The organism is Mesorhizobium sp. M1169 (assembly GCF_040318345.1).
GTDB lineage: Bacteria > Pseudomonadota > Alphaproteobacteria > Rhizobiales > Rhizobiaceae > Mesorhizobium.
Genome location: NZ_JAMYME010000014.1, coordinates 121,559 through 145,808 on the forward strand (window position 1 = coordinate 121,559; position 24,250 = coordinate 145,808).

Below are 24,250 nucleotides of genomic sequence, written 5' to 3' on the forward strand. Positions count from 1 at the left end.
CATGTTCAAATTTCTCACGCCGAAGTCGATCAAGCCCCCCTTCGCCCGCTACAGCCATGGCGTCGAACTGCCGCCCGGAAAGCGGCTGGTTCTGTGTTCGGGCCAGGTCGCGATCACAGCGGATGACCAGATCCCCGAGGAGGCCGGCGCACAGGCCGAGCTTTGTTTCCGGAACATATCGGCGATTCTCGGCGAGGCCGGGCTCGGCCTGTCCGACATCGTCCGCATCAATGCCTACGTCACCGACCGCGCCTTCCTGCGCCCCTATATGGAGGTTCGCGACCGGCTGTTCGCCAGCCCGGCGCCGGCCTCGACGCTGATGATCGTGTCCGGGTTTGCCCGGCCGGAATTCAAGGTCGAGATCGAGGTCATTGCGGCGGGATGATCGACAGCCGATCGTTCCCGCGTTAGGTCTGGGCTTGTCGGTTCAAGAGGGCATGACATGACCGCTGCAAAAAAACGCGTATGGTGGGGTGACTACCGGACCACCGAATACGCGACCGTCGATCCTGAGGCGACCATTGCCGTTCTGCCGCTGGCGGCGATTGAGCAGCACGGCCCGCATCTGCCGGTCTCGACCGACACCTCGATCATGAACGGCATGCTGGAAACGGTGATCGCGCGCCTGCCCGGCGATCTCGACATCCGCATCCTGCCGGTCCAGGCGGTAGGCAAGTCGAACGAGCATTTGCATGCGCCCGGCACCCTCACTTTGCCGGCGACGACCTTGGTCGAGGCGTGGACCGAACTTGGCCTGTCGGTCGCGCGCGCCGGCGTCCGAAAACTGATTGTCGTCAACTCGCATGGCGGCAATGAGGAGATCATGGGCATCGTCACCCGCGAATTGCGCGTGCGGACAAAGATGCTGGCGGTAAAGACCAGCTGGCAGCGTTTTGGCCGGCCGGCCGGCATGTACACCGAGCTCGAGGACCGCCACGGCATTCATGGCGGCGACGTCGAGACCTCGTTGATGCTGCATTTCCGGCCCGATCTCGTCGACATGGCCAAGGCCGACAATTTCGTGTCCAAGGTCGCCCGCGCCGAAAAGGAATTTGCGCTGCTGCGCCACACCGGAACGCACGCCTTCGCCTGGATCGCCAGCGATCTCAACCCGAATGGCGTGGTCGGCGACGCCAGCGTTGCAACCGCCGAAAAAGGCCAGCTCACCGCCGAGCATCAGGCCGACGGCTTCATTGGCCTGCTGAGAGACGTGCGCAATGCAAAGCTGGCGGATTGGTTGGCTTAGGTGTTTGATCCCAGCAGCTCAGGCCTCGCTCACGAGGAGCGATTCCATTCGCGCGAGGATCCTCACTTCACCTCTTGAAGCGGCGACACCGTGTAGATTTCGTCCAGTATCTTCACCATCAAGGTGTTGGCGGTCGCCTGGCCGTCGAGCGCGAGAGTCAGGTTGGTCCATATGACCAGGGTCACGTCATTGGCCGGATCGTAGCCCATGAAGGACTGGTAACCGGGCATCTCGCCTTCGTGATAGTAGATTTCGTTACGCCCGAAGGTCAGCGTTAGGATGCCATAGCCGTATTTTTGCATGGCGGGTTCGCCCGGCTCCGGCGCCTCAGGGCTTGCAAGCCACTGCCGCTGAAAGTCGGCATTGAAGAGCTTGCCCCCGACTAGCGCGCGCATCCAGGTCGCGAGGTCATCCGCGGTGGAGATGACTCCGCCAGCCGCAAAGTAGGCGGACGGGTTCTGCCATGTGTCGTCGTTGGGCTTGAGCGTTCCCGCCCTGGCCGCAGCCTGGAGGTCGTCCGGATAGGGCGCATCAGCCAGGGCGTACGAAGTACTGCCGTAGAGATAGCCGTTTGAGTATGGCTCGGGGATGGCGTTCGACGTGCTCGGCGGCAACGCGGTGTTCTTCATGCCGAGCGGCCCGAACAGGCGGTCCCGGAAGATGGTCGAGAGCGGCTTGCCGTCGATCTTCTCGGCAACAAGGCCGAGCAGATAGTAGTTGGTGTTGTTGTACTCGAATTCGGCACCCGGCGCGAAGTCCGGCGGCCGTTTGAACGCCATGCCGAGTACTTCATCGGCGGTCCATACCCTGTAAGGATACTTGTCCAGGCTTTCGGCAAGTTCCGGCGCATTGGTGAAGTTAGGGAGGCCGCTCCGCATTGTTATGAGCTGCCGAATGGTTATCTCGTCGCCGTTGGGAACGCGCTGGACGTATTTCGAGATCAGATCGGCGAAGCTCAGTTTCCCCTCCTGCACCAGTTGCACGATGACAGCGGCGGTCATCGTCTTGGTGTTCGAGGCCGCACGGAAGTGGGTATCGGCGCGCGGCGGGTTCGTGGCACCCAGTTCAGTCGTACCGTAGCCGAAGACGAGGTTGCCCCGCGGAGTCTTGAGCAAAACCATGGCACCGGGCAGCATAAGTTCTTTGGCCAAACCCTCGACAGTGGCTTGGAGCGCTGCCAGGTCGATCGACTTGAGAGCCGGCATGGACGCGGCCATAGCGCTGCCTGTCGCGCAGACCACGCCAACAACGATGGCCAAAATTCTCCCGATCATCATTCGCCCCTTGCCGTGTGCTAGAACTCCTGCGCACTTTTCCTGGAATTTGTTTTTAGGCTCAGATTTTCAATTCGAACGGCGTGCCTTCGAAAGCATCCGCGCCGCGCCCGATCGCCTGGATCGCTTCGATCATCCGGCCCCTGCGATCGAGCAGTGCGTCGGCAATTGCGATCAGCCGCGGATTGGGTGTCGCCGTGGGCGACAGCGCGCGCAGCGTCTCGGCCAGTTCGGCCTCGTCGCGCTTCGGCGCCAGCGCTGCCGCGATGATATAGGCCGAGGCGGTCGAGCGGCTGATGCCGGCATAGCAATGCACCACCAGCGGCCGCGAGCGATCCCATTGGCGTGCGAAATCGAGCAGGTTCACGACATGCTCCTCGCCCGGCATCGTCATGCCCTCCTGCGCCACCGCAATGTCGTGCATGACCAGATGCAGATGGTTTTCCCTGGTGATCGAGGCCGGTCGCATCACCTCCGTTCCGGCGGCAAGCAGCGAAAGCAGCCGGCCGGCCCCCGTCTTCGTTACCGTTTCCTCGACTTTGGACAGCGAGCAGACATGGATCATTGGATCGTTTCTCCCTTGGCATCATCGTCGCGCCGCGAGGCCCAGCCGGCAAGTGCGGATTCGAGCCGCCGCCATTCTTCGTCGGCTCCCGGCAGGCCGGCGCGCAGCACATCCGGCCGGCCAGCGAAATGCCGAAGCAGGATGCCGCGCTGGCCGAGCGCCGAAAACAGGCCGGCGGCGTTCGCCAGCCTGATATAGCGGAACAGCGTGGTGCCACCGGCGAACGGCACGCCGAAGCGGCCGAACAGCGTATCGAGCCGTGCGGCATCCTCGGCCAGACGGCGCCGCATCCCGGCCTGCCAGCCGGTATCGGCAAGCGCCCTTATGCCATATTCGAGCGCCGGCCCGGCAACTGCCCATGGCCCGAATTGCGCCTCCAGCCGCCCGACCGTCAGCGCATCGGCCAGTGCAAAGCCAAGCCGCAGGCCGGCCAGGCCGAAGAACTTGCCGAACGAACGCAGCACGACGATGCCGCCCTGGTCGACGTCGCCGGCCAGGCTTTCGCTGCGCGGGCCGACATCCATGAAGGCCTCGTCGACCACCAGCAGCCCACCTCTGGCGCGCAATGTCCCGGCAAGTCGAAGCAATCTTTCGCGCTCGACGACGCGCCCGTCCGGGTTGTTGGGATTGACGACGACGGCAAGGTCGGCCGCCGCCAGGGCTTCGAAATCATCGACTTCAGCCGCCGCATGGCCGGCGATCGCCGCTGCCCGCCGATGCTCGGCATAAGTCGGCCCGAGCACCAGCGCCGTGCCCGGGCTGACCAGGGAAGCGACGCGCGGCAACAGGATCTGCGTGCCGGGCGCCGCTGCGACATTCGCCGCCGACGGGGCGCCATAGGCGCTTGCCGCGCGTTCAGCCAAGTCGCGGCTGCGCGCTGATTCCGGCAATCGCGACAGGGCGGTGGCGGGCAAATCGAAAAGCGGGTAGGAGTGCGGATTGATCCCGGTCGAGAGGTCGACGAAAGGCAGCGGCGCGCGAGGGAAAAGCGCCCTCGCCCGGCCAAGGCTTCCGCCGTGGTCCACTGCCGCCGTCACTCCATCAAGAGACTTCATGCCGATCCTGATCACCTTCCTGTCGCTGGCCATCGAACTTGTACTCGGCTACCCGGCCCGGCTCTTCGATGCCATTGGCCATCCCGTCACCTGGTTCGGCAGGCTGATATCCTTTCTCGACCGCAGGCTCAACCGCGCCACTGATTCCGACGCCCACCGTCGCGGCTGGGGCGTCTTCGCGCTGCTGGTGATCGTGCTGGTGCCGGCCGCCCTCGCCCTCTGGCTCGAAACCTTGCTTTGGAGCATTCCCCTCGGCTGGTTGATCACCGCAATCCTGGCGACGTCGCTGCTGTCGCAGAAGAGCCTGGCCGAGCATGTCGAAGCGGTCGCCGATGCCCTCGACAGCGGCGGACTGGACATGGGCCGAATTGCCGTCTCGCGGATCGTCGGTCGCGACCCGGAAAAGCTCGACAGGGCCGCTGTCTGCCGCGCCGCGATCGAAAGCCTGGCCGAGAATTTCTCCGACGGCGTCGTCGCTCCGGCCTTCTGGCTCGGTATCGGCGGGCTCGCCGGCGGCGTCGCCTACAAGGCCGCCAACACCGCCGATTCGATGATCGGCCATCGCACCCCGCGCCACGAAGCCTTCGGCTGGGCGGCTGCGCGCTTCGACGACTGGATCAATCTGCCGGCGTCGCGGCTGACGGCGCTGCTGATCGTACTCGCCGCTTTCCTGGTCAAGGGCGCCGACGCCAAGGGCGCCTGGCACGCCGTGCGGCGCGATGCGAAAAAACACCGCTCGCCCAATGCCGGCTGGCCGGAAGCAGCGATGGCCGGCGCGCTCGGCCTGGCGCTCGCCGGCCCCCGTTCCTATGACGGCGTCATGGTCGAAGACGCATTGATGGGCGAAGGCGGCCGGCGCGAGGTGGAGAGCGCCGACATCCGACGGGCCCTCAAACTCTACCGCGTCGCCGACTTACTGCTGATCGCGCTGTTCGGGATCATCGTGGTGATCGTCATCGCCGCGTGAACGTCCGAATGGGTCGGCAAACCCGACCTACCAGGTAACACGGACTTCCTTTGCGCTCGGATCGGCTTCCACGCCAAACCTTTTGATCGCGTACCCACCGGCAGCTACGGGAGAAGATTTCAATAAGGGTTCGACTACGACAAAAAGTCGTTCAGCGTTTGGCCCATACATGTAGAGGATGCATTCGCCTTCACCAAACAAGTCACCGTCAAACTCGCCGACCGATGCATCCTCGATAGCTTTCTCTAGCCGATCCTCGAGCGCATAAATGGATTCGCGTTCGTCAGCGGCACCAAACTGACCATCATTGAGAATAAGATAGACGATTACCGCCTGGTCCACGAACAATCTCCAGCTTCGCAAGCGACCAGAACTCTATCCCCTGACATCCGGCGGCACTGAAACTCTACCGGATCGCCGACTTTCTGCTGATCGCACTGTTTGGGGTAATCTCGACGGTCGTAATTCTGTTGTGATCTTCGCCCGATCTCAGGCGAAACAAAAACCCGCCATACGGCGGGTCGTTGGAGCCAATTAGCACCATACCGAAATTAGTAGCATAGCTGCCGGCACAAAGCAAGAACAAAATAGGGCTGCGCCTCAAATGATCGCTTCAGGTCGGCGCTGCCCCTCACCCTTACCATTCCAGGGGCGAGCCGCTTCGTGCGGCTTTCCCTTCTCCCCTTGTGGGAGAAGGTGGCCGCGAAGCGGCCGGATGAGGGGTGTTCCAGCTTGGCACCAACAGCGCTCCGGCCAGCACCCCTCAACCGTCTTGGCGCTGCGCGCCAATCCACCTTCTCCCATAAGGGGAGAAGGAAGAAGAGGCGCCAGCAACCCCCTCAGAACTCGATCCCCTGCTGCGCCTTCACGCCGGCGGAGAAGTGGTGCTTGGTCACGCCCATCTCGGTGACCAGGTCGGCCGCCTCGACCAATACCGGTTTGGCGTTGCGGCCGGTGACGACGACATGCAGGCCTTCGCGACGCGCCTTCAGCGCCGCGACCACCTTTTCGAGATCGAGGTAGTCGTAGCGCAGCGCGATGTTCAGCTCGTCGAGCACCACCAGGCTGATCGATGGGTCGGCCATCAGCTCCAGCGCCTTCGCCCAGGCGGCCTCGGCCGCCGCGATATCGCGTGTCAGGTCCTGTGTCTCCCAGGTAAAGCCCTCGCCCATGGCGTGCCAGACGACGCGATCGCCAAAACTAGCAAACGCGTCCTTCTCGCCGGTGTGCCACTTGCCCTTGATGAACTGGACGACGCCGACGCGCTTGCCGTAGCCGAGCATCCTGAGCGCCAGCCCGAAGGCGGCCGTGGTCTTGCCCTTGCCCGGTCCGGTGTTGACGATCAGCAGCCCCTTCTCGACCGTCTTGGCCGCGACCTCGGCGTCCTGCACCGCCTTGCGCTTGGCCATCTTGGCGCGGTGGCGTTCCTCGTCCTTGGGATCGATAGTATCAGCCATGTCATTTCACCTTGAGCGGCAGCCCCGCCACCATCAAAAGCACGGTGTCGGCAACAGCCGCGACGTCCTGGTTCAGCCGGCCGGCGGCGTCGCGAAACCGTCTTGCCAGCGCATTGTCCGGCACGATGCCCTGGCCGACCTCGTTGGACACCACGAACCACGGCCCACGCGGCCGCGACAGCACGTCCGCCAGTTTTTGGCATTCGGCCTCGACATCATGGTCGGCCAGCATGTGGTTGGTCAGCCACAGCGTCAGGCAATCGATCAGCACCGGCTGGCCGTCAGGCAGCGCCTCGATCGCGCCGGCAAGGTCGAGCGGCGCATCGATGGTCGTCCAGCCGGCGCCGCGGCGCGAGCGGTGCAGCGCGATGCGCTGGCGCATCTCCTCGTCATAGGCTTGCGCCGTGGCGATATAGCTCCAAGGCGGCGGGCCGACCGTCACCAGGCTCTCGGCATGCGCCCGATTTCCGGCGCCCGCACCCCCGAATACCACGGTCAGTGCCCCCGCAGCGCGGTCAGGCAAAGCTGTAGCGCAGGCTGGTCGCCGTGCCCGTGAAGCGTCCGCGCACCACGCCGACGACCGCGCCGAGCACCAGCCAGAACACCAGATTGGTCAGCGTCACCGCCACCACGAACTGGTGGTGCAGGCCTTCCGGGATCGCGGTCTCGACGCTATCGGGCTGCGGCGCGCCGACAATATGCGGCGCCATGATCAACGCTACGGCAAGGATCGCCAGCGGCAACGATCTGCGGAAGGCGATAAGGCCGAGCCCGGCGGCGGTCGCCACCACTGTTGCCCACCACCAGATCTGGCGTTGGACAAGGTCGGCCGCCGGCATCGCAGGCAGTTCCGGCGGCAGGCCGAGGCCCGGCGCCAGCGTGAACACGGCAAAGCCGGCCAGCCCCCAGAACAGGCCCTGGCGCCAATTGCCGATGCCGCCGGCAAATTCCGAAACCGCAACCAGGACCAGCGCAAAGCCGATACCGGTGACGATATTGGCAACGACGCTGAAGCCGAAGCGTTCGAAACCGTCCGCCGGCGCCCAGCCTTCGTCTTCCGCCGGAGCCATTGCTTCAGCCGGTGCCGGCGCAGCGCTGCTCATAACCGTCGTGCCCGCAGCGTTTTCAGCCGGTGTCGCAGGTGCCGCGGCATGGTCATGGCCGCCGCCGGCCTGTTCGTAGACTTCCGCCTTCAGGATGAGCGGCACCGTGGCATAGGCTTGCATGCAGGCGAGAGCCACGCCGGCCACAAGCCCTGCGATCGCCGCGATGAACACGACGTTGCGAAACAGTGTCATGATGTCAGCCCCTTGTTAGTGGCAGGGAAAGCCCATCGAATGGCGATAGTCGTGCGCGGCATTGTGGACCGCATCGATATGCGAGAAGCCGACAAAGCCCATGACGAAAATGCCGAGGAATGCAGCAAGCGCCAGCTGCATGAGACGCGACTGCGAGGAGGCGGAAGCGCCGAGCGAAACGGAAGCGGTATTCATGTCTTGTCCTTTCGCCCTCCACCCGAGGGCATAGAAGTCAGTTTCCTGTCGCCGGCAGGTCTCCTGGCTCGCGGATCAGCGCCCTTCCCCACCTTCCCGAAGGCGAACCTTCAGTGGCATATGGAGAGGACTACCGCACACAGTTGCGGGGGCAGCCGCGGCATTAGGCAAACAACTTGCCCTAACCGCATTCCCTCTTGGTTCCAAACGGAACCGACGACATCAGCGACTATAGGCAGAATCGCCGCGCCCGGCAAACCAAATTCCGCCGGATCGTGTGGCGAATGCGCCGCCTCGCCAAGTTCGCAGACCGGCGCCGCGATTGACAATTTTCGCAGCCGGGTGTCGGCTGGCGGATGGGGAGGAAGCCGGCATGCAACCCAGCCCGAATGAGCGCGGTCCCTACAACGGCCTGGCGCGGGCCGAGCCGACGCTGCCGTCATCAGCCTATTGGGACATCGCGGCCTATCAGCGCGATCTCGAGGCCATCTGGTATCGCAACTGGCTGCTCGTCTGCCGCGAGGCGAAGCGCTCGCCGATCCGGCCGCCGATATCGACAACATCGTCGCCTTCGGTACCCAGGTGCTGGAGGAGGATGCTGATATCTGCGAGGTCAACCAGATGGGCCTGCGCTCGATGCGCCACAAGGCCGGCGTACTGATGCCCGAGGAATACGACCTGCACCGCTTCCACAACTGGGTGCGCGAGCGCCATGCGGCGCTCGCACATCAAAGCGATTTGGGCAGATAGCGCCAGGTGACGAAGCCGCAGGCCGCCGCTAGCAGGCCGAGTGTCGCGAAAACCGCGCCCAGGCCGAAAAACGCCAGCACGCCGGCCAAAGGCTTTCCGGCTTTGGCCTAAAGCAGGCCGATGCCGACCGGTACGAACGCGACGCAAGGCCCTGCTTCTTTTGACGGTGGCAACCGTGATAGTCGTCTTGCCGGGGCTGAACCAAGACAGCGAGACCATGACAATCGACACGCCTAGCGCAGCCGTTCAGGATCAACCGAAGTCGAAGCGCATCGCCGTTATCGACATTGCACGCGGCATCGCTTTGCTTGCCATGGCGAGCTATCATTTCACCTGGGACCTCGAATTCTTCGGCTACACCGATCCCGGCCTCACCGCCTTCGGCTGGTGGAAAATCTACGCGCGCTGCATCGCCTCGAGCTTCCTGTTCCTGGTCGGCATCAGCCTCTATCTCGCCCATGGCAAGAAAATCCGCTGGACCGGCTTCTGGAAGCGCTTCGCCATGGTTGCCGGGGCCGCGCTCGCAATATCGCTGGTCACCCGCGTCGCCACGCCCGACGGCTTCATCTTCTTCGGCATATTGCACGAGATCGCGCTCGCCAGCCTGCTCGGCCTGGCGTTCCTGCGCCTGCCGCCGCTGCTGACGCTTGCCGTGGCGGCCCTCGCTATCGCTGCGCCTTTCTACTTGCGATCCGAAACGTTCGATCATCCGGCTTTGTGGTGGGTCGGCCTGTCGGCGACCAACCCGCGCTCCAATGACTACGTTCCGCTGCTGCCCTGGTTCGGCGCCGTACTTGCCGGCATCGCGGTTACCACGCTCGCCGCCACCTCCGGCGCGCTGACGCGGCTGTCGGCCTTGGCGCCCGGCCGCTGGGCAAATCCGCTGGTCTTCATCGGCCGGCACAGCCTTGCCTTCTACCTGATCCATCAGCCGGTGCTGATCGGCTCGGTCTGGCTGTTTTCGCAATTCATGCCGGCGCAGGCCGAAACCAGGGAGGTGAGTTTTCTGAAATCCTGCCAGATATCCTGCGAGCAGGCACGCGACACCGAGTTCTGCTCCAGCTATTGTGCCTGCATGCTGGACACTCTCCAGGGCGAAGCCTCGCTTGACCGGCTCTACAGCGACGACCAGTCCCCGGAGTGGAAGGCGCATATTGGCGAGCTCGCCGGCACCTGCACCGCCCAAACCGAGGCGGCGGAACCGGGAACGCGCTAATCGAGGGAGGACAATAATGAGCGACAGTCACCCGAAACCCGTGCAGCAAAATCCTGGGCAGCCGAAGCTGGGGCACATCCCATGGCCGCCGCTGATCTATATCGCTGCCATCATCGTCAGCGTCGCGCTAGGGCTGTTCTATCCGCTGCCGTGGATCGGCGATCTTCTCGGCGACATCCTGTTCGCCGCCGGCCTTGTGGGGTTGGTGGCGGTTGCCGCGCTCTGGTTCACGGCAATCCGCACCATGATCCGCGCCAAGACGACGCTCAACCCGAACGGCGTGCCTGACCATCTGGTGACCACCGGACCCTTCGCCGTCAGCCGCAACCCGATCTACCTCGCCAACACGCTGCTGCTGGTCAGCCTCGCCTTTGTCACTGGGATCGCCTGGTTCCTGCCGTTGGCGGTCATCGCGGCGTTCCTGACGCAGAAGCTGACGATCGAGAGCGAGGAGAAGGTGCTGACGGCCAAATTCGGTAAGAAATACCGGGACTACGCCAAAAGGGTGCGGCGCTGGATCTGAGCCGAGGCTGACATCGGCTTAGGTGGTGACGCCGAGCTCCACCAGCCGCTCGACGCAGGATTCCTCGGCCTGGTCGAGCTCGGCCAGCGTCTCTTCGAGGTCGCGGCGTTTCTGGCGCAAATCCTCGCGCTTTTCCTCGATGCGCTTGATCATCAATTTGAGTTGGCCGACCTCGCCGGGCGGCTCCCTGTACATCTGGATGATTTCGCGGATCTCGTTGATCGAGAAGCCGAGCCTCTTGCCGCGCATGATCTGGCGGATGAGATGCCGGTCCGACGGACGGAACAGCCGAGTGCGGCCGCGTCTTACCGGCTGCACCAGCCCTTCGTCCTCATAGAAGCGCAACGTCCGCGTCGACACGTCGAATTCGCGGGTCAGCTCCGTGATCGAATAATATTCCCGCATCGTCACTCCAATGCCCCGGCCACGCCGCGAGTTCCAACTGGCCGGCGCCGCCGGCGCCCAGGCGCGTACCAGAATCGGCGGACAAGGCACCTTTCAAAGCCTCGCATGGCATTTACGTAAAAGTCAATTGAGGTGACGTTCAGCGCACGCCGAACCACCATGTGGCGAGCCCGAGAAAGGCAAAGAAACCGACGACATCGGTGACCGTGGTGACGAAAACCGCCGAAGCCACAGCCGGATCGATCTTGAAGCGGTCGAGCAGCAGCGGGATAAGGATGCCCGCCAGAGCCGCCACGAACATATTGATGATCATCGCAGCCGCAATGATGCCGCCGAGATTGCGATCGTGGAACCAGGCAGCAGCGACGAGGCCGATCAGGATGGCAAAGATGATGCCGTTGATGAAGCCCACCCCGATTTCGCGGCGGATGATGCGGCCGGCATTGTAGATGTCGAGGTCCCTGGTCGCCAGCGCCCGCACCGTGACCGTCATGGTCTGCGAGCCGGCATTGCCGCCCATGCCGGCGACGATCGGCATCAGCACCGCCAGCGCCACGATATGCTCGATGGTGCGGTCGAACAGGCCGATCACCGAGGCCGCCAGGAAAGCCGTCAAAAGATTGACCAGCAGCCAGGGCACGCGCGAGCGCGAGGTCGAAAAGATGCTGTCCGAGAGTTCTTCGTCGCCGACGCCGCCCATGCGCAGCAGATCTTCCTCGGCCTCCTGCTGGATGACGTCGACGACGTCGTCGATGGTCAGCACGCCGACCAGCCGCTCGTTCTCGTCGACGACGGCGGCGGACAGAAGATCGTATTGTTCGAATTCGCGTGCCGCCTCCTCCTGGTCCATGGTGGCCGGGATGGCATGCCTGGTCTCATGCATGACCTCTTCGACCTTGACCGAGCGCTTGGTACGCAGGATCTGGTCGAGGTCGATGGCGCCGAGCAGCTTGAAGCTCGGATCGATGACGAAGATCTGGCTGAAACGGTCGGGAAGATTGTTGTCCTCGCGCATGTAGTCGATGGTCTGGCCGATCGTCCAGAACGGCGGCACCGCGACGAACTCGGTCTGCATGCGGCGGCCGGCGGTCTCTTCGGGATAGTCAAGCGAACGCCGCAGCCTGATCCGCTCGGTGAACGGCAGCTGCGACAGGATCTCGTCCTGGTCCTCCTGGTCGAGGTCTTCGAGAATGTAGACCGCGTCATCGGAATCGAGATCCTGCACCGCCTGGGCGATCTGCGCATTGGGCAGACTGTCGACGATGTCGCGGCGGATCGCCTCGTCAACCTCGGTCAGCGCGGAAAAATCGAAATCCTTGCCCAGCAATTCGACCAGCGCGCGTCGCTGTTCCGGGTGCAGGGCCTCGAGCAGGTGGCCGAGTTCCGACTGGTGCAGATCGTCGACTTCGCGCTTCAGCGTCAGCGTATCGCGATCGGCGATCGCGGCACCGATCTGGGCGAGGAACGACGACAGGATGACGCCGTCCTCGTCATAGATGTCGGCGCGGCGCTCCTCGGCCGCCCTGGCGCCGGTCATCTGTTCGTCCTGGCCTTCCACCAGCGCCTCCCGCCATCGGATTTCCGGATAAGGTGCCTGTCAGGTCTAGACCATGATCCTGAAAAGTGGAAACCGGTTTTCCGAAAAGATCATGGCCAAACACAAAGATGGAGCGGGGCACGATTTGGCTTGAGAGTGCGCCGGCCTAAGGCGCAAACTGGGCACGATGACGGTGATCAGTGGCTCGATAATCTATACTTGCCATCAGGATCAGCCTGCCCTGTCTGGGGACCACGATCAGGTCAGCGCCCGACGGCAAACAGCGTGATTAGCTCTGAGAAGATGCCGGCGGCTGATGTCTCGAGGATCTCCGGGCGGTGGGCACTTACGGTCTGGCGCGCCATGGCTTGCCAACAGCGGGCCGGCCCCTACTTCTCCCTGCAAACCAAAATCGCCCTGTCTCCCTTTTCTGCGTCCACATGCCGCATAAGCATGCGCAAAGAAAATAGAAACAAGTGGTGCGTAAACGCCAAAAAATGTCGCCAAATTATGGCCTACTAAATTACATGTGCGTCGAATTTACGCAAGGTAAGTCGAATATTACTATCGCTGACGAATATTTGATCATTGTGTACGCTTGAAGAATCTGTCGGATCGTGAAAAATGTATATCCATGACAAACCATCCGTTGATAGTTTCCTATTTTACACCGGGGACAGCATACGAGACGCGTGCTGCGCGGCTTAAGGCTTCTGTCGACCGGCTTGGCTTGGAGAGCAGGATTGAACCTCGGGCCGCCAAAGGCAGCTGGGTAGAAAACTGCGCGCAGAAAGCAATTTTCGTCAAGGAAGTGCGCGAGAGGGAGAGACGTCCCATTCTATGGGTCGACGCTGACGCCATTATTCGGCGCCCACTCCTTGAGCTGGTGGACTGCTCGGCCGACCTTGCGTTGGTGAAACGGAACGGCTGGCATTTTTCAGGCGGTCAGATATTTTTCGCGCATACGGCGGGCGCAGACACGGTCATCGACATTTGGTGTAGGTACTGCGAAAAATTTCCGCACATTTATGATCAGGTTTCTCTCGGCTACGCATGGTGGGATACGGCTCTCACCCCCAATCCACCGACCGTGCAATGGCTGAATGAGGCCATCTTGCAAATAGAGGAGCGCCGGCTTCTCAACAGGCTTTCGCGGAAGCTGTTCTCGAAGGCTGCAATCCTCCACAAACAGGAGAGCCGGCAGAGCAGAGAACTGCAGACGGTGCCTGAGAAAGAGCCTTTCCGCTCCAAACATCTCCCCGATTGGTGGAAAGGGGCAGCGCGGAAAAACCAGCCGTTTCCGATTTCTCGGGACCAGCGCCTGGAACTTGGGCTCGGTTGAGAATGACGCCCCTATAACGGCGAGCGATCGCCGAGAACGGTATCCGATAAACACCGCCCTCCTAGCGACACTCCGACACACTGCCCTTCACGCTCTCAGGTGATGGGAAACAGACGTGGCCGACAGTACGAAGGGCTCGCTCGATATCGGGTGCGGACTGTTGAAGAGGCCAGCCTCCTAATCAGGCGGCGTGGCCCTTGGCCTCAGCCGCATAGCGGTCCAGGAGACCGCTCCAGCCACCCTCCGATTCGAAGGCCTCGCGCATCGCCTCTGCGGTTTCGCCCATGTTCTCCAGAAGCCTGTGCTCGAGTTCCACGCGCGTCGCGTTCTCGCCGAGCGCGACAAAGCGTATCTCGACTTCGGTCAGCAATGCCGGATCGTAGCGCCAGCCGGCTCCAATGCGCCAGGCGAGCGTCAGCCTCGACGGCGGATCCCAGGCGAGAACCTCGCCCCAATCGCATTGTGACCCATCCTCGCCGATCTCGTACCAGCGGCCGCCGGCTTTCGGTTCGATCACCGCGGTCGTCAGGGCGGATTTGCCGATCGAATGCGAAGCCGGCCACCAGCGCCCGAATCCTGTGGTGAACACATCGAACGCCTTGTCGAGCGGCACCTCCACGGTCACCGACTTCCTGACCGGCGCGGGCTTGATCATGGTCGTCATTTCCTCTTCTCCTTGCTGTTGTCGACTTCCCGTTTGAAGGCGTCGAGCGCATCGCCCCACATGCGGTCGAGCCAGGCACGCATCTCGCCGAGCCCATGCGGGTCGAGATGATAGATGTTGCTGGCACCTTTCGGCTCTGCGCGGACCAGCCGGGCTTCCTTCAAGACCTTGAGGTGCTGCGATACCGCCGGCTGCGAGACCGGAAGCACTCGCGTCAGATCTATGACCGAGCGTGGCCGATCGGCGATGAGCTCGAACACCTTGCGGCGCGTCGGATCGGCCAAGGCCACCATTCCTGCATAATCATAAATCATGACTTATGATAAGCTAAAACTTATGATACGTCAACCGAGGGCGTGGCGGCCCGTGTTCAAGCAACCGGCCGGCTCGGCCCCGAGGCTCCGGGGCAATTCCTTCACGCGGGGGCATGGACAGCGATGCGGATGCAAGACTGCTCAGGGAATCGATCCACCGCATGCGGGCCGGCCGGCAAATGTCGACCACCGGCGAAAAGTAAACCTGGCAGCAAGGTTTTTACCTTACCGGTGTATGTGTCTCTCCGGCGAAACGTTAAGAACAGGTAAATTGGTTTGGCCCTAACCACGGAAGCCTCTCGCTACAGGCCCTCCGCCATATGGCAATTGCGCCTCTCCTTGTTCATGGCGACATACGTTTTAGGCGCATCTGCATTATATCCAGAAATATTCTATACGTCCGCCTTAATCTATTCTCACAAGTTTCTTGTTGGCATTCCGGTGTTGTTTATCGGCGGCGTCTGCTGTGCCGCGCTAATCCATGGCCGGCGGCAACCGGTTCGCTACGCACTGGATTTGGTTCAAGGGCGCTGGCGCGGTTGTCTGCTGGTGCTGCTGTTCTTCTTTGCCAGCTTGACCGCGTTCTCTACCTACAAGATCGCCATCCCGTCCGTCGTCCCATACTATGCCGACAACTGGTTGGCCGACGCTGATGAATGGCTGCACGGGATGCCGCCATGGGAGATCGTCCATAAGCTCGACAGCAACAATTGGTCGTTCGTCGTCTTCAACAGCTATGAAGTCATTTGGTTTTACCAGTGGTTCGGCGCCATCCTTTTCGTGTCGCTCTGGTCGGACGAGATTGCCCGCATCCGCTATCTCTGCGCAGCAGCGCTGACGTTGTCCGTCCTCGGAACGGTCTTGGCCGTGGCGCTGGCATCGGTCGGACCGGTTTACTACCACCACTTTGTCGGCGTGGATCGCTTCCACGGATTGAATGTGGCCTTGGACAGGCTGGACCATAGTTACATGGTGCGGGAACCCGCGGCATATCTCCTGATGGCTTACCAAAGCGGCCGGCCAAGTCTTGGCGGCGGCATCTCGGCCATGCCAAGCATGCATGTCGCCTTTGCCGCATTGAACGCCTATTTGCTGTCATCGATCAATCGCTGGGTTGGCGTTCTGGGTTGGACCTTTGCAGCCCTGATCCTGTACGGATCGGTGTTCACCGGCTGGCACTATGCCGTGGACGGCTACGCATCGATCGTTGTTGTATCGGTGATCTGGTGGGCGACCGGACGCCTGGTGCGCGAATAGTTATGTGCGCTTGTCGATAGATGGCCATGCCTGCCGATGGCCACTTCGCATAAGCCAAACTCGCGACCGCAATCAGGCAAAAAGCACGTGCCCCGACATGGACGCTCCCTGCCGTGCTCGAATTTCAACGGGCAAGAGATTCCGCTTTCGAATTTAATGGTGCGGTCGAGATGCAGCGCCGCAACGCCTCCCGCGTTGATTTTAAGCCATTTTTCTACGATTCTGTGGCGACCTGTATTGAGGATGGTTCGGCAGCGGCAAAGCATGTAGTTCCAGCCAGCCACCATCGGCAGGCAGCTGGCAGCCTTGCCATCACATCCTCCTCTGACGAACACCTAGTACGGTCAACCCTTAGCTGCCGCGCCGCGCCGCTCGAGCGCGGTCTTGCGGATGGTTTCTGCGATCTCCGGGCTGCTGCTGCACAGCATCTGGAAATCCGCCGAGTGTAGCGACAGGAGTGAGACCACCGTTGTGGCGCTGACGGTCGCCGAGCGCGGTTCGCCGGTGATCAGCGCCATCTCGCCGAAGAAGGCGCCAGGGCCCAGATCCACCGGGTTCGGCGTCGCGACGCTGACGCGCCCCTCCACGACGAAGAACATCTGGTCACCGGTCTCGCCATTGCGGCAGATCACAGCGCCCGCCGGCACGATGCGAGGTCGTAATGCGCGCACGATCTCGACTAGTGTGGCCGGGCCGAGCTTCTGAAACAACGGCACGGCGGCGACCAATTGCCAATTGCGGACGAAATCCTCGCGACGGACTTCTTGATAAAAGCCGGTGGCAAGAATGCCAGCCCAGAGCGCGAAGATGCCGATGCCACTCATCATGACCGCCCCGGCAAGGACGCGGCCGGCGAAGCTTTCCGGAATAGCGTCGCCATAGCCGGTGGTGGACAGCGTGACCACCGCCCACCACATTGCCTGGGGGATGCTGCCGAACTGTTGCGGTTGGACGTCGCGCTCGATGACATAGGCTGCGAGCGCAAAACCGAAAAGAACGATGCCGAAGACCGTGGCGACGCCGATCAGGTTGCGCGCTTCGTTGGTCAGGATTCTGCCCAGCAGCGGGAAGAAAGTTGAGTCGCGCAGCGGTTTCAGCAGCCAGACAGCACAGTAGAGGCTCCGGTCGGGCGTGCCGACGAGCAGAAATGCGGCGAGTGGAACCAAAACCGCGAGCACATCAATGGCGATTGCCGGCGTCCTGTCCCGAACGTCTCCCGCCCGGCGCTTGAGCAGTTTCTCGGCCAATTCCAGGAGATAGACGCCCCAAATGACCGCCAGCACGGCAGCCAAAGCCAGTCTGCTTCGTCCGGACAGGTCCGGTGTCGTGAGCGTAGCCACCGCCACAAGCCCAGTCGCAGCCAGCACCGCGTTGAGCGGCGCGTAAATTCTTAAGAAAGGCAGTACCGACATTCTATGCCCACGAGCGGATACTACCCGCCAGAATAGGATGCCTTCAAGGCAAGCGCAAAGGTGCTTATTTTCGCTGCGATCGTCGCTGGACCATAGGCCATGAACCATCCGATCAGCGTCGAGATCGAGCTGCCCCTCGAACCACACCCAGCGCCGGCTCGTTCTCGGTTGGACCTTTGCAGCCCTGATCCTGTACGGATCGGTGTACACTGGCTGCCACCATGCCGTGAACGGCTACGCATCGATCGTTGTTGTATTTGTGATCTGGTGGGCAACCGGACGCTTGGTGCGCGAATAGTTTGCACGCCAACCGCATAGATGGCTCCGCGCGCCGATTGCTTCTTCACTGGGCCACATTCGTGATCGCAACCAGGCAAAAAGCCTCGCGCCCCGACAAGGACGCTCCCCGCCGTGCTCGAATTCAACGGGTTAGAGGTTCCGCTTTCGAATTTAATGGTGCGGTCGAGAAGACTCGAACTTCCACGGGTTGCCCCACAGCGACCTCAACGCTGCGCGTCTACCAATTCCGCCACGACCGCACGTGGTAGGAGCCGGAACCAACCGGCCCGCGGCGTGTAGCAAATCGTTTCCGGTGAAACAAGTGCGCGGCCAGCAATAATCGGCCGGACATCGGCATAACTGTTCAAGGGCCGAACGTGCCGGAACTGGACGTTTGTACCGATTGCCGCCATATGAGTGGCGAGACGAGATATCATGACAGAACGCAGCCAGATCGCCACGTCGTTCCTGCCCTTGCCCGGCTCGGCGCCGGTCGAATGGCGCATCGAGCCCGGGCTCACCGCCTATCCCGATGCGCTCGCCGTAATGGAGGCGCGCGCCGAGGCAATCCGCAGCGGCGGCGCCGGCGAGATGGTCTGGCTGGTCGAGCACCCGCCGCTCTACACCGCCGGCACCAGCGCCCGCATCGAGGACCTGATCGAGCCGGACCGTTTCCCGGTCTTTGCCGCCGGGCGTGGCGGCGAATACACCTATCATGGGCCGGGCCAGCGCGTCGCCTACGTCATGCTCGACCTGAAGCGGCGGCGCGAGGATGTCCGCGCCTTCGTCGCCGCACTCGAACAATGGATCATCGGCTCGCTGGCCGCCTTCAACGTACGCGGCGAACGCCGCGAGGACCGCGTCGGCGTCTGGGTGGTTCGGCCGGACCGCCCCGCTTTGCCCGACGGCTCGGCGGCCGAGGACAAGATCGCCGCCATCGGCATCAGGCTGAGGCGCTGGGTGAGCTTTCACGGCATCGCCATCAATGTCGAGCCGGACCTTAGCCATTTCAGCGGCATCGTGCCGTGCGGCGTCCAGGATCACGGCGTCACCAGCCTTGTCGACCTCGGCCTTCCCGTAACCATGGCCGACCTCGACCTGGCGCTGAAATCCGCTTTCGAGGACGTGTTCGGGCCCGCCGCGGTGTCGCCTGTCGAAGTATCCCGCAAGGCCGGCTGAAACACTCGCCCAATGCCTGCGCCAATATGCGAAGGCGGCCCTCGCTCATCAGCATCGAGCCCGCCCTTGAGCTCAATCCTCACATCGCGCCGATCCAGATTGCCATGGAAATGAGGAACGTGCTCATGCACACCAGCGAGACGACATCCTGAACAAGATCGGTCATAACTCTCTCCTGTTGTTAGTATGTTCGTATTTTGTTCTAATTTTGTTCGAATGTCAACGATCGCAGTCCGGGCGTCACCGGAATTTGCGCCCGGTCAATTCGACAGGGTTAAGAAAGGGTTGAGAGGGAAATGCCGAGCGTTTCGCGGCCGACAGGCGCGCGAAAGCGGCGGGACGGCGCACGGCAGCTCGCAGGCCGTCATCGCCTCAATTGCAGCGCACTCTAAAGCGGCACGACCTTGCCGTCGGCCAGCGTCACGCGGCGGTCCATGCGCGAGGCGAGCTCGTGATTGTGGGTGGCGATGAGCGCCGCCAGGCCCGATTGCCGGACCAGTGCTGCCAGCGCCTCGAACACATAGGAAGCGGTCACCGGGTCGAGATTGCCGGTCGGCTCGTCGGCCAAAAGCACCAGCGGCGCATTGGCGACGGCACGCGCAATGGCGACCCGCTGCTGCTCGCCGCCGGAGAGCTCGGAGGGGCGATGCTGTGCCCGCTTGCCGATCTGCATATAGTCGAGCAATTGCGCCGCCCGTTCGGCCGCCTCCTTGCGCGGCAGCCCTTTTATCAGCTGCGGCATCATGATGTTTTCCAGCGCAGAAAACTCAGGCAACAAATGATGGAACTGGTAGACGAAGCCGACGTCGTTGCGGCGGATCGCCGTGCGTTCGTCGTCGGAAAGCCGGCCGCAGGCGCGCCCCGCCAGGATCACGTCGCCGGCGTCCGGTCGCTCCAGCAGCCCGGCGGTGTGGAGCAGCGTCGACTTGCCGGTGCCCGACGGCGCCACAAGCGCCACCATCTCGCCACGCTTCAGCGAAAAATCGGCGCCGTTCAGGATGGTCAGCTTGCGCGGCCCCTGCACATAGTGCCGCTCGACGCTCTTCAGCTCGATAATGGCCTCGGCCGTCATTCGTACCTCAGCGCTTCGACCGGATCGAGCCTGGCCGCGCGCCACGCCGGAAACAATGTCGCCAGGAACGACAGCGCCAAAGCCATGAGAACGACCGAGATCGTCTCGCTGGCATCCATGCGGGCCGGCAGCTGGCTGAGGAAATAAAGCTCGGGATTGAACAGCCGCTCGTTGGCCAGCCAGGAGAAGAACTGGCGGATGCGCTCGACGTTGAGGCAGATCACGATGCCGAGCAGCACGCCGGCGATGGTGCCGACAACGCCGATCGCAGCCCCGGTCATCAGGAAGATGCGCAGGATCGCGCCGCGCGTGGCGCCCATGGTGCGCAGGATGGCGATGTCGTGGCCCTTGTCCTTCACCAGCATGATCAGGCCCGAAATGATGTTGAGCGCCGCCACCAGCACGATCAGCGTCAGGATCATGAACATGACGTTGCGCTCGACCTGCAGCGCGTCGAAGAACGTCTTGTTACGCTCCCGCCAATCGACAAGGCTGATCGGCCGCTGCGCCGCCTCTTCGACCTTCGGCTTCAGCGCGTCGATATTGTCGGGATTGTCGGCGTAGATCTCGATCGTCTGCGCCCTTCCGTCCATGTTGAAGTAAAGCTGCGCTTCCGAAAACGGCATGTAGACGATGGAACTGTCATATTCCGACATGCCGACCTCGAAGATCGCGGTTATCGGATAGCCTTTCATGCGCGGCGTCGTGCCGAGCGGCGTGATGTCGCCCTCGGGCGAGATCAGCGTGATGGTATCGCCGAGCACAAGGCCGAGATTTTCGGCCATCCGGCTGCCGATGGCGACGCCTTCGCCGGTGTCGAAGCCGACGATCGAGCCCTCCTTGATGTTGTTGGCGACTATGGTGATCTTGCCGAGATCCTCGCCGCGTATGCCGCGCACCAGCGCGCCGGTGCCGCCGCCGACATTGCCTTGCGCCAGCACCTGCCCGTCGATCAGCGGGATGGCGTATTTGACGCCGGGCACGCCGTTGATGCGGCCAGCGACCTGGGCATAGTCCTCCAGCGGCATGTCGAGCGGCTGCACGATCAGGTGCCCGTTGACGCCTAGGATGCGCGTCAAAAGTTCGGCGCGAAAGCCGTTCATGACTGCCATGACGACGATCAGCGTGGCGACGCCCAGCATGATGCCGAGGAAGGAGATCGAGGCGATCACCGAGATCACCGTCTCCTTGCGACGCGAGCGCAGATAGCGCCACGCCACCAAGCGTTCGAAGCCGGAAAAAGGCCCGGCGCCCGATGGTCTTGCTGCCGCCGCTTCGTTCATGCGGCGGCACCGAAACGCTTTTTCACGTCGCCGATCGGCAGCGTCTCGCGCTCGCCGGTCCTGCGGTTCTTGATCTCGACCTCGCCGGCGGCGACACCACGCGGCCCGACGATCACCTGCCACGGAAGCCCGATCAGATCGGCGGTGGCGAACTTGCCGCCCGGCCGCTGGTCGGTGTCGTCGTAGAGCACCTCCTTGCCGGCGGCGACAAAAGCGGCGTGCAGCTCGCCGCAGACGCGATCGCATTCGGCATCGCCAGCCTTCATGTTGATCAGGCCGACATCGAACGGCGCCACCGCTTCCGGCCAGATGATGCCGTTTTCGTCATGGCTGGCTTCGATGATCGCCGCGACCAGCCGCGACGGGCCGATGCCGTAGGAACCGCCAGAAACGAAATGATCCTTGCCGTCCGGGCCGGTCACCTTGGCACTCATCGGCTTGGAATATTTGTCGCCGAAATGGAAGATATGCCCAACCTCGATGCCGCGCGCAGAGACCCGGTCGCCGGTCGGCACCTTCTCCCATGCCGCCTCGTCATGCATCTCGTCGGTGGCGGCATAGGGCGTCGTCCACGTCTTGACGATGGCGCCGATCTCGGCGTCGTTCGAAAAATCCGTGTCTGCGCTGGGCACTGCCAGCGAAAGATAATCACGGTGGCAAAACACCTGGCTCTCGCCGGTGTCGGCCAGGATGATGAACTCATGGCTGAGGTCGCCGCCGATCGGCCCGGTGTCGGCGCGCATCGGGATAGCCTGCAGCCCCATGCGCGTAAACGTCCTGAGATAGGATACGAACATGCGGTTATAGGCGGCCTTGGCGCCTTCATAATCGAGGTCGAAGGAATAGGCGTCCTTCATCAGGAACTCGCGCGAACGCATGACGCCGAAGCGCGGGCGCACCTCGTCGCGAAACTTCCACTGGATGTGATAGAGATTGAGCGGCAGGTCCTTGTAGGACTTGACATAGGAGCGGAAGATCTCGGTGACCATCTCCTCGTTGGTCGGCCCGTAGAGCATATCGCGGTCTTGCCGGTCCTTGATGCGCAGCATCTCCTTGCCGTAGTCTTCATAGCGGCCGCTTTCGCGCCACAGCTCGGCCGATTGGATGGTCGGCATCAGGATTTCGAGTGCGCCGGCGCGATTCTGCTCCTCGCGAATGATCCGGCAGACCTTGTCCAGCACCCGCTTGCCGAGCGGCAGCCAGGAAAAGCTGCCCTGCCCCTGCTGGCGGATCATGCCGGCGCGCAGCATCAGCCGATGCGAGACGATCTCGGCCTCGCGCGGATTTTCTTTGAGGATGGGCAGGAAATAGCGCGACAAACGCATGAACTGGTCCGTGAGAGAGGATGGCGGCGCCGGAATCGGCGCAGCGCAGGCTTGCTTGCCCCGGCTTCATAGCCATTTCATGGCGGAATGGAAACCCGGCCCAGGCGCTGCACAGGCGCCGCAATTGCCGCACGCGGCTTGCTGGGCGTTTCGCAAGCAACGCCTGCCGTACTATTGTGCACTGCAGCACGAGATTGCCTGTTTCTGGGCAAAATTCTTCGTGACATTTTCACCCGCCTTAGGCTAGTGTGCCCCCATAACCGAGAGGGTAGAGAAAAATCTGCCCTCCTACGCGGTCAAAGTCTTGGGAGGATGCGATCTAGGCGCGGTAACTCGCTGCCGCCGGACACCGGAAACAGATCGGACGCGTTTAAATTGCAAGGCCTCGCGCCTTGCATTTTTTTTGTGCAATCATCTGGTTAGCACGACAGATTATCAAACCACATGACGTTGCGTCAGCCCAAACCCGCCCCGGCCTTTACTTTGGGTTGACCTTGCTGGCTCAGCTTGATTTCAGAGCGTCGGCTAATGCATGTCGCGCAAAAGCGTGCAGCGGTTTTGCGATAACGACATGCATCAAACAAGAACTTAAAGCGCGTCCGATGAGGCCGGTCGAACGCGACGCGCTTTAGGCTGGGATAGTCGGACACGATAGGTAGCCGGCTAATGCGCTGGGCTCTGGTTGAAATCCGGCACGATGTGCGGGATGTCGTCGATACCGAGGCCAAGCCCTCTCGTGATGCCGTAGAAGATACCCATGAGGACCAGCGTGGCGATCGTCGTGCGCAGCGCGGCGCGCAGCATGTGCGGTCCGCGCGGTGCGCTCGGAACCGTGCCAAGCGTCACGTCCCGATCCTCGTCCTGCGTCCGCATGCTGAACGGCAGGACGGCGAACAACACCACCCACCATGTGGCGAAGAACAGGGCGATAAACGAAACCCAACTCATGCTTGCTCCAGTTCGACCAGCGTGCCGAAGAAATCCTTGGGGTGCAGAAACAATACCGGCTTGCCATGTGCGCCGATCTTCGGATTGCCGTCGCCGAGCACGCGCGCGCCGCTGGCCTTGAGACGGTCGCGCGCCGCAACAATGTCATCCACCTCATAGCAGACATGGTGCATGCCGCCGGACGGATTCTTCGCGAGGAATGCGGCGATCGGCGAGGCTTCGCCGAGCGGCTCGAGCAACTCGATCCTGGTGTTGCCGACATCGACGAACACCACCGTAACGCCATGCTCCGGCAGCGCCTGCGGCGCGGTCACGCGCGCGCCAAGCGTATCGCGATAGACCGCCGCGGCCGCGGCCAGATCCGGCACCGCAAGCGCGACATGGTTGAGACGTCCGAGCATAGAGTGCTCCCGGTTAGGGGAGTAGGGGAATAGGGAAGTACGGGAGTAGGGAAAACAAGTTTGGAGAGTGCAAACTATCTGTTCTTCCCTACTCCCCTACTGCCATACTCCCCTACTCCCTCATCTTGTGACGAACACCGTCACCAGCGGCTTCTTGCCCCAGGCTTCGTTGGCCGCGCCCCCCCCCGCCCCGGGCCCCCCCCCCAGGGGCCCGTGGGGGGGGTTTTGGGGGGGGGGGGGGGGGGGGGGCCCGGCGCCCGCTGGCGGGGGCCGAGAGAGCGGGGGT

At 62.6% G+C, this 24,250-nt stretch carries 27 protein-coding genes, 1 tRNA gene and 1 riboswitch; of the genes, 9 read left to right on the forward strand and 19 right to left on the reverse strand.

Translation table 11 applies throughout. From position 1 onward, the window contains the following. The first annotated feature begins 1 nt into the window (after window position 1). Together NKH41_RS16580 and NKH41_RS16585 are read left to right on the forward strand one after the other, a co-directional pair. Entirely contained in the window at window positions 2-385 is a 384-nt protein-coding gene (locus NKH41_RS16580; protein WP_352766950.1) for a RidA family protein, read from the forward strand. Window positions 386-442: 57 nt separating this feature from the next. Beyond that, window positions 443-1,246, forward strand: coding sequence for a creatininase family protein (locus tag NKH41_RS16585; protein WP_352681647.1), 804 nt, complete (start codon window positions 443-445; stop codon window positions 1,244-1,246). 62 nt (window positions 1,247-1,308) lie between these two features. On the opposite strand, the gene NKH41_RS16590 is transcribed toward NKH41_RS16585, so the two are convergent. The 3 genes from NKH41_RS16590 to cobD are packed head-to-tail and all read right to left on the reverse strand — an operon-like array spanning window position 1,309 to window position 4,140. Further along, window positions 1,309-2,523 (reverse strand): serine hydrolase domain-containing protein, encoded by a 1,215-nt coding sequence (locus NKH41_RS16590; RefSeq protein ID WP_352767916.1) that lies wholly within the window; start codon window positions 2,521-2,523, stop codon window positions 1,309-1,311. A 58-nt stretch (window positions 2,524-2,581) separates the two neighbouring features. After that, window positions 2,582-3,085 (reverse strand): tyrosine phosphatase family protein, encoded by a 504-nt coding sequence (locus tag NKH41_RS16595; RefSeq protein WP_352681651.1) that lies wholly within the window; start codon window positions 3,083-3,085, stop codon window positions 2,582-2,584. Then, on the reverse strand, window positions 3,082-4,140 hold the full coding sequence (gene cobD / locus NKH41_RS16600; protein ID WP_352767914.1) for a threonine-phosphate decarboxylase CobD: 1,059 nt from the start codon (window positions 4,138-4,140) through the stop codon (window positions 3,082-3,084). Before cobD ends, NKH41_RS16595 begins: the two co-directional genes overlap by 4 nt. On the opposite strand from cobD, the gene cbiB reads away from it, so the two are divergent. Beyond that, complete coding sequence (gene cbiB / locus NKH41_RS16605) at window positions 4,139-5,107, forward strand: adenosylcobinamide-phosphate synthase CbiB (protein ID WP_352777936.1); 969 nt, start codon at window positions 4,139-4,141, stop codon at window positions 5,105-5,107. The genes cobD and cbiB overlap by 2 nt on opposite strands. Window positions 5,108-5,134: 27 nt before the next feature. Here cbiB and NKH41_RS16610 read toward each other — a convergent pair whose 3' ends face one another. The 5 genes from NKH41_RS16610 to NKH41_RS16630 form a co-directional block, all read right to left on the reverse strand. Then, a complete protein-coding gene (locus NKH41_RS16610) occupies window positions 5,135-5,449 on the reverse strand; it encodes a hypothetical protein (protein WP_352470255.1) in 315 nt (104 codons plus the stop codon). Between the two features lie 497 nt (window positions 5,450-5,946). Next, window positions 5,947-6,564, reverse strand: a complete 618-nt coding sequence (gene cobO / locus NKH41_RS16615; RefSeq protein WP_352767909.1) for a cob(I)yrinic acid a,c-diamide adenosyltransferase — start codon at window positions 6,562-6,564, stop codon at window positions 5,947-5,949. A 1-nt stretch (window position 6,565) separates the two neighbouring features. Next, complete coding sequence (gene cobU / locus NKH41_RS16620; RefSeq protein ID WP_352933111.1) at window positions 6,566-7,087, reverse strand: bifunctional adenosylcobinamide kinase/adenosylcobinamide-phosphate guanylyltransferase; 522 nt, start codon at window positions 7,085-7,087, stop codon at window positions 6,566-6,568. Continuing rightward, the gene (locus tag NKH41_RS16625) at window positions 7,080-7,862 is read right to left on the reverse strand and encodes a CbtA family protein (RefSeq protein WP_352933114.1); all 783 of its coding nucleotides are present in this window, start codon (window positions 7,860-7,862) and stop codon (window positions 7,080-7,082) included. Before NKH41_RS16625 ends, cobU begins: the two co-directional genes overlap by 8 nt. 15 nt (window positions 7,863-7,877) lie before the next feature. Next, a complete protein-coding gene (locus NKH41_RS16630; protein WP_023676561.1) occupies window positions 7,878-8,057 on the reverse strand; it encodes a CbtB domain-containing protein in 180 nt (59 codons plus the stop codon). Between the two features lie 36 nt (window positions 8,058-8,093). Then, window positions 8,094-8,290: riboswitch (cobalamin riboswitch) on the reverse strand. Between the two features lie 349 nt (window positions 8,291-8,639). Here NKH41_RS16630 and NKH41_RS16635 point away from each other — a divergent pair. The 3 genes from NKH41_RS16635 (at window position 8,640) to NKH41_RS16645 (ending at window position 10,546) form a co-directional block, all read left to right on the forward strand. Then, window positions 8,640-8,807: an SRPBCC family protein gene (locus NKH41_RS16635; protein ID WP_352569001.1), complete on the forward strand. Its 168-nt coding sequence runs from the start codon at window positions 8,640-8,642 to the stop codon at window positions 8,805-8,807. Between the two features lie 217 nt (window positions 8,808-9,024). After that, window positions 9,025-10,023, forward strand: coding sequence for a heparan-alpha-glucosaminide N-acetyltransferase (locus NKH41_RS16640; RefSeq protein ID WP_352777941.1), 999 nt, complete (start codon window positions 9,025-9,027; stop codon window positions 10,021-10,023). 16 nt (window positions 10,024-10,039) lie between these two features. Continuing rightward, complete coding sequence (locus NKH41_RS16645; RefSeq protein ID WP_352454650.1) at window positions 10,040-10,546, forward strand: methyltransferase family protein; 507 nt, start codon at window positions 10,040-10,042, stop codon at window positions 10,544-10,546. A gap of 18 nt (window positions 10,547-10,564) precedes the next feature. Here NKH41_RS16645 and NKH41_RS16650 read toward each other — a convergent pair whose 3' ends face one another. Both NKH41_RS16650 and mgtE read right to left on the reverse strand, forming a co-directional pair. After that, entirely contained in the window at window positions 10,565-10,951 is a 387-nt protein-coding gene (locus tag NKH41_RS16650) for a MerR family transcriptional regulator (RefSeq protein ID WP_023676566.1), read from the reverse strand. Window positions 10,952-11,090: 139 nt separating this feature from the next. Further along, the gene (mgtE, locus tag NKH41_RS16655) at window positions 11,091-12,488 is read right to left on the reverse strand and encodes a magnesium transporter (protein ID WP_502894205.1); all 1,398 of its coding nucleotides are present in this window, start codon (window positions 12,486-12,488) and stop codon (window positions 11,091-11,093) included. Between the two features lie 634 nt (window positions 12,489-13,122). On the opposite strand from mgtE, the gene NKH41_RS16660 reads away from it, so the two are divergent. Continuing rightward, window positions 13,123-13,830 carry a hypothetical protein gene (locus NKH41_RS16660; protein WP_352767901.1) on the forward strand — a complete coding sequence of 236 codons (708 nt, stop codon included), beginning with the start codon at window positions 13,123-13,125 and terminating at the stop codon, window positions 13,828-13,830. 181 nt (window positions 13,831-14,011) lie between these two features. Here the strand turns inward: NKH41_RS16660 and NKH41_RS16665 are convergent, their stop codons facing one another. Both NKH41_RS16665 and NKH41_RS16670 read right to left on the reverse strand, forming a co-directional pair. Then, window positions 14,012-14,494, reverse strand: a complete 483-nt coding sequence (locus tag NKH41_RS16665) for an SRPBCC family protein (protein WP_352767898.1) — start codon at window positions 14,492-14,494, stop codon at window positions 14,012-14,014. Then, window positions 14,491-14,808, reverse strand: coding sequence for an ArsR/SmtB family transcription factor (locus NKH41_RS16670; RefSeq protein ID WP_023676569.1), 318 nt, complete (start codon window positions 14,806-14,808; stop codon window positions 14,491-14,493). Before NKH41_RS16670 ends, NKH41_RS16665 begins: the two co-directional genes overlap by 4 nt. 345 nt (window positions 14,809-15,153) lie before the next feature. Between NKH41_RS16670 and NKH41_RS16675 the strand changes: the two genes are divergently transcribed. After that, the gene (locus NKH41_RS16675) at window positions 15,154-16,065 is read left to right on the forward strand and encodes a phosphatase PAP2 family protein (protein ID WP_352768047.1); all 912 of its coding nucleotides are present in this window, start codon (window positions 15,154-15,156) and stop codon (window positions 16,063-16,065) included. 344 nt (window positions 16,066-16,409) lie between these two features. On the opposite strand, the gene NKH41_RS16680 is transcribed toward NKH41_RS16675, so the two are convergent. After that, a complete protein-coding gene (locus tag NKH41_RS16680; protein ID WP_352470245.1) occupies window positions 16,410-17,477 on the reverse strand; it encodes a cyclic nucleotide-gated potassium channel in 1,068 nt (355 codons plus the stop codon). A 454-nt stretch (window positions 17,478-17,931) separates the two neighbouring features. After that, a tRNA-Leu gene (locus NKH41_RS16685) sits at window positions 17,932-18,016 on the reverse strand. 175 nt (window positions 18,017-18,191) lie between these two features. Here NKH41_RS16685 and lipB point away from each other — a divergent pair. After that, complete coding sequence (gene lipB / locus NKH41_RS16690; protein ID WP_352539628.1) at window positions 18,192-18,935, forward strand: lipoyl(octanoyl) transferase LipB; 744 nt, start codon at window positions 18,192-18,194, stop codon at window positions 18,933-18,935. A gap of 388 nt (window positions 18,936-19,323) precedes the next feature. Here the strand turns inward: lipB and NKH41_RS16695 are convergent, their stop codons facing one another. From NKH41_RS16695 to mce, 5 genes are all read right to left on the reverse strand, one after another. Beyond that, complete coding sequence (locus NKH41_RS16695; RefSeq protein ID WP_352767896.1) at window positions 19,324-20,007, reverse strand: ABC transporter ATP-binding protein; 684 nt, start codon at window positions 20,005-20,007, stop codon at window positions 19,324-19,326. Next, complete coding sequence (locus NKH41_RS16700; protein ID WP_352767893.1) at window positions 20,004-21,290, reverse strand: lipoprotein-releasing ABC transporter permease subunit; 1,287 nt, start codon at window positions 21,288-21,290, stop codon at window positions 20,004-20,006. The genes NKH41_RS16695 and NKH41_RS16700 overlap by 4 nt, the downstream gene beginning before the upstream one ends. Next, the gene (gene proS, locus NKH41_RS16705; protein ID WP_352933121.1) at window positions 21,287-22,615 is read right to left on the reverse strand and encodes a proline--tRNA ligase; all 1,329 of its coding nucleotides are present in this window, start codon (window positions 22,613-22,615) and stop codon (window positions 21,287-21,289) included. Before proS ends, NKH41_RS16700 begins: the two co-directional genes overlap by 4 nt. 663 nt (window positions 22,616-23,278) lie before the next feature. Next, on the reverse strand, window positions 23,279-23,563 hold the full coding sequence (locus tag NKH41_RS16710; RefSeq protein ID WP_352470241.1) for a DUF1467 family protein: 285 nt from the start codon (window positions 23,561-23,563) through the stop codon (window positions 23,279-23,281). Beyond that, entirely contained in the window at window positions 23,560-23,964 is a 405-nt protein-coding gene (gene mce, locus NKH41_RS16715) for a methylmalonyl-CoA epimerase (RefSeq protein WP_352450005.1), read from the reverse strand. The genes NKH41_RS16710 and mce overlap by 4 nt, the downstream gene beginning before the upstream one ends. Window positions 23,965-24,250 lie beyond the last annotated feature (286 nt).